We start from the raw sequence: 12,532 nt of genomic DNA, 5'->3' as shown, positions 1-12,532 counted from the left end.
TGATAACTAGATCTGTACACATGATTATTCTTTACTGCATTCTCTAGAAAAGAGAAAACCCTTTGTTAAATAATGAGCTCACCAACCAAAGTAAGTCAGCAAGCCCATTATGCAATCAACTCATCTGAACACTAAAAAATAGTTTGCTCACAAAAACTAAGACTTAAGAAAAATAATCATCAAACTAAACCATTGTCAGCACATCATCTTATTCAACGTCTTCAATGTATGGATCTTTATACTTTTTAACAAAGATATAGTTTTTAGTGCCGCACCATATGATAGGTTTACCCTCACCACCATTGCTGTAGGAACACCGTCCTGCGACTAAGACGTAAGCACCAAGCAGATCATCTAACTCGTCAACCTCGAAGAATTGCATGAAATCATCTGCTATATCTTCAAATATAGCCACGCTAGCAGAATTATAGCTCATCCTTGAGTTGAGCCATATTTTTCCATCTGCCGTTTTTTAACGGACACAATAGGGCCCCAATAAAAATTGATCTTGTCATGATGCTTTTCTTTCGTAATATCAGCAAAACTAATTACTATATCCTTCACTTGCCCATCAAGCATCACATCATCATTAGTCCTATAGAAAATAATACGACTAGCAGACTTCCTGAAAGCCTCACTTTTGACTAACCGATGCAAAATTCGGCGAAGTGTAAACTGCTGTGACGAAAGCCGAGTATTATCAGTAATGACATACCTTCGACCACCTTCTCCTTGACCAGAGATAGGGGGAGCCTGCACTTGGACAACATCGATCGCGCCCCCCTTTTCTTTGTCTAGTCTGACAATTATAGTGTCATTGTTTGCCACTTCATCTGCCGTTTCTGTTACATCATCTCTGTTTTCTGTAGATGAAACATACTCAACCTTGAGGTCACAACCTTCAGCATGATGAGCACAAAAATGTGGGGGGTTCCCATGAATGCTTCTTTTTCTGTACCACGCAAACTCACCACACTCGGTACAAACAAGACTGGTTCTTTTAGTCTCTAACTCTCCGGTAGGCAATCTCTCAAACTCGGCTGCCTCCCAATTCTTGTTATCAAGGGTGCATTTTGCATACTGCATGATGGGCTCCTGAAGCTAATTCAGACATACTCACCACTAACGTTATATCCCATCAGGGCTCATTTGGAGTTTATCATGTTGTATACAAGAGGTAGATCACATAACAAAATAGGTTCGCACTCTTCATATGACTCAGTGAACCAGTCATCCACCTGTTCAAAACATTAAACTGAGAAGTATCTTAATGTAAGAATAAGGCAAGGAGCCATGAGATGAGTTTCTATGGCTTTACTTATTATCTAGACCTCACCTCGGCTGACAGATATAGGTCACCGGATTGAGATGGCAGTTCTGAACGATGGCGCCGGGGAGTTCGAAGGCTTGAGGGGCATGACGGAAGCGATAGACGCGGGTTAGCACGAAGAGATCGGCGTGATCTTCGGAAAACGCCACCTCGTTTTTGCTGGCATAAAACGGCGTCTCCTTGGCAAAGGCGGTGGTCTTCACCTCGATGAGCCGATCTCTTCCATTAGCCTCGAAGGAGTGAATGTCATAACCAAGCCCATCCCCCTTGCTCTGGGAGACATGCTCCACCCGATCGGCCAAGTACTGACACCCTTGGGCTATCAAACGTTGCCGCTCAAAGGCCACGACCAGCTGCTCACCGGCCAATCCCAACGAGCGATTAGCCGCCTCTTGGGCCACATAGTCCCTATGTAGTTGCGGGCGCCTGAGCTGATAGGGTGCGACCTGCTCTTGCAGGCTGTTATCGAGGGCGGGTGGCTCGACTAAGAAGGTGCCGAAGTCAAAATAGGCGGGCGCGACGGCGGGGCGCGCCACCTCGGCATCGAGCTGGCGGTCGAACTCGGGGTGATGGAGCAGCCAGGTTTCCACCTCCTCTCGCAGCGCCTCTTGGACGTTGGCAAGGGGCTTGTAGCCTGCAATCCACATGCGGTTGAGCGACTTTAAGACGGCGCTGATGTTCTGGTGTTTCTTCTCTACGGCGGCAGGAGTGCGAGCGCTGAGCTTACTGAGCAGAGCACGGCGGTGTTCGGCCTTGTTATAGCGCTGACCGGCCAGCTCCTGCTGCAACATGGCCATATAGTCCGACACCGTGGCGGCAATCTCCAGCGCTGACCAACTATTCCCGCGAGCCATCGGACTTTCCTTTTATATTCAATCAGTAAGGCGGTCATATTACGCCCTTATGGACGCCTCAGCCAGCGCAGCCCTCAGCCCAAACAAAGCGCCCCCATCAGGGGGCGCTGTCGTTAGAGAGACACAGTCACAAGCTGGCCATCACGCAATCTCATACTTCTTTATCTTGCGATAGAGGGTGGCGATGCCGATGCCGAGGGCCTGGGCGGCCAGCTTCTTGTTGCCAAGGCGCGAGAGGGTCTCCTCTATCATCTGCCGCTCCATGCTCTCCAGGTCGTTCTCGGCCATGATGTGCCCGGCGGGCTCATCGCGGCCAGGCCACTGGGGGCGGGTCGCCTCACTCGGCTGGGGGTCGCCGTGGTGAAGGGTCGTCGGTTGGGCCGGCTCTGCGCCGGCATGAGCGGCCTGCTCGGGCGATGCCTGGGGGCCCCGCTGATTGCGAATGATGTTGGGGGGAAGCAGGGAGCCTTCAATCACCTCGCCGGACTGGATGACGTTAACCAGGTATTCGATGAGGTTGCTAAGCTCACGCACGTTGCCGGGCCAGCGATACCCCTTGAGCAGGGCCATCACCTCCTCGGTGATGCCGGGGTAGACGATGCCGATGCGGTTGGTGTGCAGGTTAAGAAAATGGTGGGTCAGCAGCTCCACGTCCCCGTGGCGTTCGCGCAATGGGGGCAGGTGCAGGGGCACCACGTTGATGCGATAGAAGAGATCTTCGCGAAACTTCCCCTCGTCGATAAAGGTCTCGAGCTGCTGATGGGTGGCGGCGATGACCCGAATGTCCACCGGCACCGTGCGGCTGGCGCCGATGGGGGTCACCTCGCGCAGCTCCAGCACCCGCAACAGCTTGGCCTGCATGGTGAGCGGCATGTCCCCAATCTCGTCGAGAAACAGGGTGCCCTGGTGGGCGGCCTGAATCAGCCCCTGCTTGCCCCCGCTCGAGGCGCCGGTGAAGGAGCCTTTGACGTAGCCAAACAGCTCGCTCTCGAGCAGCTGCTCGGGAATGGCGGCGCAGTTGATGGCGATAAACGGCTTGTCGTGGCGCGGGCTCAGGCGGTGCACGGCGCGGGCCACCACCTCCTTGCCGGTGCCGCTCTCCCCGGTGATCAGCACGCTCGAGGGGCTGAGCGCGATGCGCTGGAGCAGGTGCTTGAGATGGCGCATGGGCTTGCTCTCGCCGATGAGGGGCTCGAGCCGGGCGTCCTGCTCGGTGGGGGCGCTAAGGGCGGCGTGGGACTGGTGAAACGCCATCAGGAAGATCTGCTGATCCTGCACCGGTTGCAGCTGCCCTATGATGAGCTCCTGGCGATCTCCCCAGCTCAGGATGTGTTGCAGATGGCCGGTGAGACCGCTCTGGGCGAAGGTGAGCGGGCGCACCGCCAGGGTGCGGCCGAGCAACTGCTCCTTGGCCACGTTGAGCTGCTTGAGGGCGGGCGGATTGGCGTGGATCACCTGGTTGCGCTCGTTTAGGAGCAGACAGCCCTGATCCATGTTGGCGGTGAGCGAGAGCAGCAGCTTGTCCACCCCGTCCCCGTAGCCGCGCCTGCGCACCAGATTCGAGACCAGCATGGTGGAGATGTGCCGCACATAGTCGCTCACCTCCTGCAGGTTGTCCCGCAGGCGCGCCTGCTGCTCGCCGTTGAAGGCCACCAGGCTTATCACCCCGACGCACGCCTCGTCCACCATGATGGGCACCCCCAAAAAGGCGCGCTCACGGCACTGCGCCTTATGGCTGCAACCGCGGCAGACCGGGTCGTCGCTGGTCTGGATCACCACCTTCTCGCACTGGTTGTCGATGACGTAGCGCAGCAGGCGCGAATCCCCCTCCAGCTCGCGGCCGAAGCCGCAACCATAGGGGCCGGTGCCGGCCACCCGCACCAGGCTGGCGTCCACTATCTCCACCTCCAGCTGCAACACGCTGCCAAGCATCTTGGCAAAGCGCAGTATGGTGGGCTGGATCTGCATCAGGGGAAAACGGGGGCCACACGAGGTCATTCGAACGTCCTTCTCTGTCGTCTCTGGTGGGTGTCATCGCGGCCCTATCCTATGCCAACTCGGCCGAGATGACTTCGGGCGGGATCACGAAAGCGTCGGCCGGGGAACCTCGGCCGACATGAGGCGTCATTTCTTGTGACAACAGCGCTGCACCGCGCGCACCACGTTCTGGTAGCCGGTGCAGCGGCAGAGGTTACCGGCGAGACCGCGGCGGATCTCCGTCTCGGTCAAAGGGCGGCGGGCGGTCTTGTCGAGCAGGGCGGCCCCGGCCATCACCAGGCCCGGGGTGCAAAAACCGCACTGCACGGCCCCCTCGTCGATCAGGGCCTGTTGCAGATCCGAGAGTCTGCCGCCCTGCTCCTCCCCCTCCACGGTGCGAATGGATTTGCCGTTGGCCCACACCGCCAGGTAGATGCAGCTGTCGATGGCGACCCCGTCGACCCGCACCGTGCAGGCGCCGCACTCGCCGACGCTGCACCCCTCCTTGACGCTGATAAGCCCCTGGGAGCGCAGCAGGTGCAGCAAGGAGAGGCTGGGGGGCACCGAATAGCGGTAGGGTTTGCCGTTGATCTCGCACTCGATATCGAGCTGGGCACAAGTTTGTGGATGCATCAGAGGATCTCCCCCCCGGCCCGGGTGATGGCGCAGCGCACCACCCGCTCGGCCAGGGTCTTGATAAGGTGAAGGCGAAAATCTTTCTCCGCCCGCCAGGAGGAGCGCGGGGCCACGTCGGCCTCCACGGCGCGGGCAATGGCGGCCAGGGTCGCCTGGGTCAGCGGGGCCCCCTCGGCCAGCGCCTCGGCGTGGGGGGTGCGGATGGGGGTCGGCGCCGCCACGCCATAGGCCAGACGCAGCTGCAGGATGCGCCCCTCGCCGATGCGGCACCAGGCGGCGCAGCCTATGGTGGCGATGTCCATGGCATCGCGCATGGCGTATTTGAAGTAGTGACTGCCCACCCCCGACTCGGGATCGGGAGCGATATGGATGGCCACCAGCACCTCGGCCGGGGCCAGGGCCACCCGGCCGGGGCCGGTGTGAAAGCCTGCCAGGGGAATGAGGCGCGTGCCCTCGGGACCGGCTATCTCGAGGCGCACCTCCAGTGCCAGAGAGGGGGCGGCCGAGTCGGCGCTGGTGGCGCCGTTACAGAGGTTGCCCCCATAGGTGGCGACGTTGCGAACCTGGGGGCCCGCTATGGTGGCGGCCGCCTCGGCCAGCATGGGGATGCGCCGCTGCACCAACTCGCTTTCGATGATCTCGGTGAAGGTGGTGCCCGAGCCGATACGCACTGTGCCATCGCTCAGCTCACGGATGCCGCGCAGCTCGGGCAGTTCGTGAATGTCCACCAGCTCGCCGTAATCGGCGCTCAAGTGGTGCAGGCGGATCATCACGTCTGTGCCCCCGGCCACCAGCCGGGTACCCGGGTGAGCGCCCAGCAGCGCAACCGCCTCGGCCACGCTGGTCGCCCTGTGATAGGCGCGAATATCAAACATGGGGGGCCTCCTCAATCAGAGCGGCGCGGACAAACTCCCGATAGAGGGTCTTGGGAGTGATGGGCAAGGTGTTGATGGCCACCCCGGTCGCCATCAGGATGGCGTTACGAATGGCCGGCGCCGGCGAGATGATGGGCGGCTCGCCGAGGGACTTGTGGCCATAGACGGACTGGGGCTCGTAGGTCTGCACGAAGTCGCACTCGAGCGGCGGCAAGTCCGTGATGGTGGGAAACTTGTAGTCGAGCAGGTTGGGGTTTCGCACCACGCCGCTCTTGGGGTCGATGATCATCTCCTCAAACAGGGCCCATCCGATGCCCATTCCCATGCCCCCGTGCACCTGCCCCTCGGCCAGCACAGGGTTCAGGATTTGACCGGCGTCGTGCAGGTTCATGATGCGGTTAATGGTGACCTTGCAAAGGTCCAGATCGACGCTGAGATCGACCAGGGTGCAGCCAAAGCTTGGCGGGTTGGTGGTGGTCTTGTGGGAGACTTCCGAGGTGATCTGGCCACCGATGGAGAGGTGGTAGTAGGCGTTTTGCGACACTTCGGCCACGCTCATCAGCACCTTGTCCGGCGCCCCGGCCAGCACCACATCGCCGTCGATGAGGGTCAGCGACCCCACCTCCTGATGGCAGAGCTGGGCGGCGAGCGCCAGGATGCGCGCCTTGAGCTGGAGCGCCGCCTCGTGGATGGCGGGGGCGGCCACATAGCTCTGACGCGAGGCGAACGAGCCGGGGTCATAGGCGGTGATGTCGGTGTCCTGGGTCGAGATGACCCGGATCTGCTCGAAGGGGATCCCCAAGGTCTGGGCCGCCATCTGGGCGAAGACGGTGTCCGACCCCTGCCCTATCTCGGTGGCGCCGATCTGCAGGTTGACCGAGCCATCCTGGTTGAGCAGCATGCGCGCCCCCGCTATCTCCACCCCCACCGGATAGGTGTTGGAGCCATAGCTAAAACAGGCGACCCCCACCCCGCGGCGCACCCGCCCGGTCTGGTTCTGGCACTCGGCACGGCGCCTGTCCCACTCGAAGAGCTCGCGCCCCCGGCGCAGGCACTCGGGCAGCCCGGCGCTGTAGATGGTCTTCTGGTTGACCGGGTTGACGTCTCCCTCACGCGCCACGTTGGCCAGGCGCACCGCCAGGGGATCGAGCCCGAGGGCGGTGCAGGCGTCGTCCATCATGCACTCGAGGGCGAACACCACCTGGGGCGCCCCGTAGCCACGCATGGCCCCGGCGGTGGGCAGGTTGCTGTAGAAGGTGCGGGCGTCATAGCCGAAGGCGCTGCGCGGATAGAGGTAACTTATCTTGTTGGCCCCGGCGCAGGCGATGGAGTGACCGTGAGAGGCATAGGCCCCGGTGTTGGAGAGCACGTGCAGCCGGTAGCCGAGCAGGCGGCCGTCCTGGTCCATGCCGAGCTCACCGTCTATATGAAAGCCGTGGCGGGTGCGCGAGGCGAGAAAGCACTCCTCACGGCTCAGGGTGACCTTGACCGGCACGCCCCCGAGCCTGTAGCTCAAAAACGCCGCCATCGGCTCTTCCAGCACGTCCTGCTTGTTGCCAAAACCGCCCCCCACATAGGGTTTGACCACCCGCACGTTGGCCCAGGGCAGGCCCAGGGACTTGGCGACCCGGCTGCGCACTATCTGGGGGATCTGGGTGCTCGAGACCACCACCAGGTGGCCCGGCTGCTCCATGTAGGCGTAGCAGGTGACCGACTCCAGGTGGCAGTGCTGCACCACAGGGGTCTCGTAGTGGCCCTGGCAGCGAAACGGGGCGTTCTCGATGGCCTGCTCTGGCTCGCCGCCGCGGATCTGGCTCTGGCGCAGCAGGTTGCCCCCCGGATGGATGGGCTCGGCCCCCTCGGCCAGGGCGCTGTGGGCATCGGTCATCACCGGCAGCGGCTCATAGGTCACCCTGACCAGGGCCGCCCCCTTCTCGGCGGTGAGGGGATCGCGGGCCACGACGATGGCGACACCGTCCCCGTAGTGGCGCACATGGTCGGTGAGCAGGCGGCGGTCTTTCACGTCGCGCTTGCTCTCGTCGAGATTCCAGGCGTGGCCGGCGGTGCGATAACAGATGTCGGGCACATCCTGCCAGGTGAAGACCGCCTCCACCCCTTGCAGGGCCAGGGCCTCGGTGCAGTCGATGGCGGTCACCCGGCCGTGGGCCAGGGTGCTTCGCACATACTTGGCGTGGCGCATGCCGAGCATGGTGAAGTCGTCGGTGTAGCGCGCCCTCCCCGTCACCTTGGCCTGGGCGTCGACGCGCCGAAAGGGTAATCCTATGGACATGGTTACATCCTCTATTCCCTGGGGAAACATCAAGAACCAGGAGGGGATCAGCAAGATATGCGCCCATCTCTCGGCGCTGGCCGCGCCGCTGGCACAAATGTGAAGGGGATCCCATCTGACCCCGCCACCGGGCGCCACCGCCACGAACGCGCGAAGTGCGCTTGGCCCCTCCCCTATCAAACTGGTAGTCGCCCCTATCAAAATGAGAGCCCGGCGGGTGCCGGGCTCGTCTCGGTGACCGGGGCTAGATGGCCCAGCCACCGGCGTAGAAGGCCACCAGGGCGATGGCGATGATGACGGTGCCCGGGTTGAGCAGGTGCCACTCGCGGGCGCAGATGCGGCCTATCACCAGGGCACTGAAGCCGAGCATGATGCCGGTCACTATGTTGCAGGTGAGCACGATAAAGACGGCGCACAGCAGCCCCGACATGGCCCCCACCAGATCGCTAAAATCGAGCTTGGTGACGTTGCTCAGCATCAGGAGCCCCACATACATGAGGGCCGGCGCCGTGGCATAGGCCGGCACCAGATAGGAGAGCGGCGCGAGGAACAGCATCACCAGGAACAGGGCGCCCACCACGGTAGCGGTGAGCCCGGTCTTGCCCCCGGCGGCGGTGCCGGCGGCCGATTCGATATAGACGGCGGCCGGGGCGGCCCCCACCAGACCCGAGAAGATGCTGCTCACCGAGTCGGAGGTGAGCGCCTTGTCGTTGTTGATGATGTGGCCATCCTGGTCGAGCAGGTTGGCCTGCCCGGCCACGGCACGAATGGTGCCGGTGGCGTCAAACACGGCGGTCATCACCAGGGCCAGCACACTTGGCAGCACCAGGGGCGAGAGGGCCCCCATGATATCGAGGCTGAGGATGAGGGAGTGCCCCTGCGCGTCGGCCAGGGTCGGCATGGCAAACAGCCCCTGGTATTTGACCGACGGATCAAAGAGGAGGCCGATCACCGAGATGCCGATGATCACCAGCAGGATCCCGCCCGGCACTCGCAGCCGCTCCAGGCCGAAGATCATGGCCAGCCCCAGCAGGGTCATCATGACAGGCATGGTGGTGAAGCCGCCGAGGGCCACCGGCAACCCCTCGAGGGGGTTCTTGATGACCAGCCCGACCCCGTTGGCGGCAATCAGCAGCAGAAACAGGCCGATGCCGATGCCGGTGCCGTGGGCGATCCCCATGGGGAGGTTATTGAGGATCCAGCTGCGCACCCCGGTCACCGAGATGGCGGTGAAGATGACCCCCATCAGGAAGACGGCGCCAAGCGCCACCGGAATGGGGATCTGCTGCCCCAGCACCAGGCTGAAGGCGGTAAAGGCGGTGAGCGAGATGGCGCAGCCGATGGCCATGGGCAGGTTGGCCCACAGTCCCATCAAGAGCGACCCCACCCCGGCCACCAGGCAGGTGGCCACGAACACGGCACCGGGAGGAAAGCCCGCCTTGCCGAGCAGCCCCGGCACCACGATGACCGAGTAGACCATGGCGAGGAAGGTGGTGAGCCCGGCCAGCACCTCCTGGCGCACGCTGCTCCCGCGCTCGCTTATCTTGAAGAAACGATCGAGCCCCGAGTCGGCGACCGGCGTCTTGGCCGGGGCCGCCTCCATCCTGCGACTTGCATTTGACATAACGGTACTCCTTCACCCTGTGTGGGTTGGTTCCTCACTGTGGCGGCCGGTTTTTGCGCGCAGGGCGCCACCGCCATCACTCGCCTGACGGATACCTGGCCATGGAAAAAGGGCAGGGTCTCCCCTGCCCGAAACGGGTCTAGCCGCGCTCGTGCACCAACTGACCATCCACATAGGTGCGGTAGATGGTGCGATCGTCCCCCAGGGTGAGCAGCACGAAGAGCTTGTCACGCAGGGCGGTCGAGTTGTCGTAGCGCAGCTGCTGCATCGGGGTGGCGACCGGGTCGAGCACCACGAAGTCGGCCTCCTTGCCCACCGCGAAGCTGCCGATGCGATCGTCCAGCCCGAGGGAGCGGGCCCCGCCCAGGGTGGCGAGGTAGAAGGAGTGGAACGCCGAGAGGCGAAGCCCCTGCAACTGGGCCACCTTGTAGGCCTCGTTGAGGGTCTGCAGCATGTTGAAGGTGGTGCCGGCCCCGATGTCGGTGCCCATGCCGACCTGGATCTGGCGACTCCACGCCTTGTCCATCTGGAACAGGCCGCTGCCCAGATAGAGGTTGGAGGTGGGACAGAAGGCGATGGTCGAGCCGGTCTGTTGCAGGCAGTCCCACTCTGCCTCTTCCAGGTGAATGCAGTGGGCAAACACGCAGTTGGGGCCGGTGAGGCCGAAGCTGTTATAGACGTCGAGATAGCCCTTGTGGTCGGGATAGAGGGACTTGACCCAGGCGATCTCGTCCTTGTTTTCGGAGAGGTGGGTTTGCAGATAGGTGGTGGGGTACTCCTGTCGCAGGGCGCTGGCCACCTCCAGCTGCGCCGGGGTCGAGGTGGGGGCGAAGCGCGGGGTCACCGCATAGAGCAGGCGCCCGTTGCCGTGCCAGCGCTCGATCAGCGCCTTGCTGTGGCGATAGCTGCTCTCGGCGGTGTCGAGCAGATAGTCCGGGGCGTTGCGATCCATCATCACCTTGCCGGCGATGAGGCGCATGTTGATGCGGCTGGCCGCCTCGAACAGGGCATCCACCGACTGGGGATGGACGCTGCCAAACACCAGGGCCGTGGTGGTGCCGTTACGCAGCAACTGCTTGATAAAGAAGGTGGACATCTCGCGGGCATACTCGAGATCGTTGTAGCGCCGCTCGGTCGGGAAGGTGTGGTGGTTGAGCCACTCCAGCAGCTGCTCTCCATAGGCACCCACCATCTCGCTCTGGGGGTAGTGCAGGTGGGTGTCCACGAAGCCGGGGACGATGAGCTTGCCCCGATAGTCGCGCACCCGCACCGTGGGAGGCACCAGATCGCGCCCGTCCCGCCACTCGCCGAACCAGTCGATGCAGCCGTTGCGGATGATGAGCAGGCCATCCTCGACAAACTGGGTGTTGGCCTCGATCTCGGCCGGATCCGTCACCACCCGGGTGATGTGAAAGAAGCTGCCGCGCACCGCCTTGACCGAATTGTCGTATCTCATGGGGTCGTCCTGTCGTTTGAGACTGAAGAGAGGGGTAAATCGGCCTCATCAGTGACCGTTCCACTCTGTTGCCGTGCCCTGGCCCGTCGGCTGGCGGGGAGCACCAGATTCATGATGATGGCGGTGATGCCGCCGACGCAAATGGGGTTCTCCACCAGCATATAGATGCCGTCCGGCAGTACCCGAAACAGGTTGGGATCGTAGGAGACCCCGAGCCCGAGGCCGAGGGAAGTGGCGACGATCAGGCTCTCGCGCCGGCTGAATCCGTGGCTGATGATGATGCGCCCGCCGGCGATGGCGATCATGGAGAACATGATGGTCATGGCCCCGCCCATGACGGGTGCCGGTATGGTGGTGAAGAAGCGCCCCACCAGGGGGAAGAGGCCGAGCAGCACCAGGATGAGGGCGATCACCTTGCCCACGTGGCGCGACGCCACCCCGGTCATCTGGATCACCCCGTTGTTCTGGGCGAAGGTGGTGAGCGGCAGAGATCCCAGCGCCGAGGCGATGACCGAGACCAGGCCGTCGGCCAGCACGCCGCCGCACAGGCGTTTCTGATAGTCGGGCCCCTGGATGGGCTGGTGCGAGACCATGGCGGTGGCCGTGATGTCCCCCACCGCCTCGAGCACGCTCAGCAGATAGATGGTGCCGGCCAGCAGGAAGGCGTAGAGATCGAAGGTGAAGCCGTACTTGAACGGTACCGGGACTGTGACCAAGGGCAGGTTTTGCAGCGGGCTGAAGTCCACCTTGCCCAGCATCAGGGCCACCGCATAGCCCACCAGCAGGCCGATGGCGATGCCGCTCATGCGCAGCAAGGGGTTGCGACTGCAATTGAAGGCGATGATGACGCACAGCACCAGCAGCCCAAGCCCGAGGTTCTCGAGATGGCCGAAGGTGCCCCTCTCGATGGCGGCAAAGCCGCCGCCAAAATCGACGATCCCCACCTTGATGAGACTAAGGCCAATCATCAGCACCACCACGCCGCTCACGGTCGGGGTGATGACCCGCCGCAGATAGGGCAGTACAAACGACGAGCCCATCACCAGAAAGCCGCCGACGAAGGAGACCCCGAGCAGGGTGGAGAGGATCTGATCCTCCCCCAGCCCCTCTTTGCCCATGGCACTGCCGAGCGCAATCATGACGGTGACGAAGGAGAAGTTCACCGACTGGATGGAGAGCAGCCCCGAGCCGATGGGGCCATAGCGGTGCACCTGCAACCAGGTGCCCACACCCGAGGCGATCATGGCCATGGAGACCAGATAGGCGGTGGTCTCGGGGGCGAGCCCCAGGGCGCCGCCGACGATGAGCGCCGGGGTCACCATGGGAACGAAGATAGCGAGCAGATGGGTCACGGCCCCCATCAGGGTCTGCGAGAAGGGGGGCTTCTCCTCCAGCTCGTAGATAAGATCCGAATGCCTGGGTGTCGATGCAGACATGATATCTGTCCTCTCCCGCCGGGGCCCGTCCGTCCGGCCCCGGATTCGATCTTG

The 12,532-nt window shown here is 62.4% G+C and carries 9 protein-coding genes; all 9 read right to left on the bottom strand.

Features of this window, described 5'->3' with window-relative positions:
- Positions 1–432: 432 nt before the first annotated feature.
- The 9 genes from BN1121_RS08530 to BN1121_RS08490 all read right to left on the bottom strand — a co-directional run bounded on the left by BN1121_RS08530 (position 433) and on the right by BN1121_RS08490 (position 12,478).
- Positions 433–1,086 carry a hypothetical protein gene (locus BN1121_RS08530; protein ID WP_197065751.1) on the bottom strand — a complete coding sequence of 218 codons (654 nt, stop codon included), beginning with the start codon at positions 1,084–1,086 and terminating at the stop codon, positions 433–435.
- Positions 1,087–1,332: 246 nt separating this feature from the next.
- Positions 1,333–2,184, bottom strand: a complete 852-nt coding sequence (locus BN1121_RS08525; RefSeq protein ID WP_005358424.1) for a protein NO VEIN domain-containing protein — start codon at positions 2,182–2,184, stop codon at positions 1,333–1,335.
- Positions 2,185–2,325: 141 nt separating this feature from the next.
- Positions 2,326–4,182: a sigma-54 interaction domain-containing protein gene (locus tag BN1121_RS08520; RefSeq protein ID WP_005358426.1), complete on the bottom strand. Its 1,857-nt coding sequence runs from the start codon at positions 4,180–4,182 to the stop codon at positions 2,326–2,328.
- 126 nt (positions 4,183–4,308) lie between these two features.
- The gene (gene xdhC / locus BN1121_RS08515; protein ID WP_005358428.1) at positions 4,309–4,794 is read right to left on the bottom strand and encodes a xanthine dehydrogenase iron sulfur-binding subunit XdhC; all 486 of its coding nucleotides are present in this window, start codon (positions 4,792–4,794) and stop codon (positions 4,309–4,311) included.
- Positions 4,794–5,672 (bottom strand): xanthine dehydrogenase FAD-binding subunit XdhB, encoded by an 879-nt coding sequence (gene xdhB, locus BN1121_RS08510; protein ID WP_005358430.1) that lies wholly within the window; start codon positions 5,670–5,672, stop codon positions 4,794–4,796. Before xdhB ends, xdhC begins: the two co-directional genes overlap by 1 nt.
- Entirely contained in the window at positions 5,665–7,962 is a 2,298-nt protein-coding gene (gene xdhA, locus BN1121_RS08505; protein ID WP_005358432.1) for a xanthine dehydrogenase molybdenum-binding subunit XdhA, read from the bottom strand. Before xdhA ends, xdhB begins: the two co-directional genes overlap by 8 nt.
- A 244-nt stretch (positions 7,963–8,206) precedes the next feature.
- The gene (locus BN1121_RS08500; protein ID WP_043597660.1) at positions 8,207–9,565 is read right to left on the bottom strand and encodes an NCS2 family permease; all 1,359 of its coding nucleotides are present in this window, start codon (positions 9,563–9,565) and stop codon (positions 8,207–8,209) included.
- A 160-nt stretch (positions 9,566–9,725) separates the two neighbouring features.
- Entirely contained in the window at positions 9,726–11,042 is a 1,317-nt protein-coding gene (guaD, locus tag BN1121_RS08495; RefSeq protein ID WP_005358436.1) for a guanine deaminase, read from the bottom strand.
- Complete coding sequence (locus tag BN1121_RS08490; protein ID WP_005358437.1) at positions 11,039–12,478, bottom strand: nucleobase:cation symporter-2 family protein; 1,440 nt, start codon at positions 12,476–12,478, stop codon at positions 11,039–11,041. The genes guaD and BN1121_RS08490 overlap by 4 nt, the downstream gene beginning before the upstream one ends.
- Positions 12,479–12,532 lie beyond the last annotated feature (54 nt).

Source organism: Aeromonas diversa CDC 2478-85 (assembly GCF_000819805.1).
Lineage (GTDB): Bacteria > Pseudomonadota > Gammaproteobacteria > Enterobacterales > Aeromonadaceae > Aeromonas > Aeromonas diversa.
The sequence above is the reverse complement of the archived record's forward strand: the minus strand, read 5'-3'. Positions and strand labels throughout refer to the sequence as shown.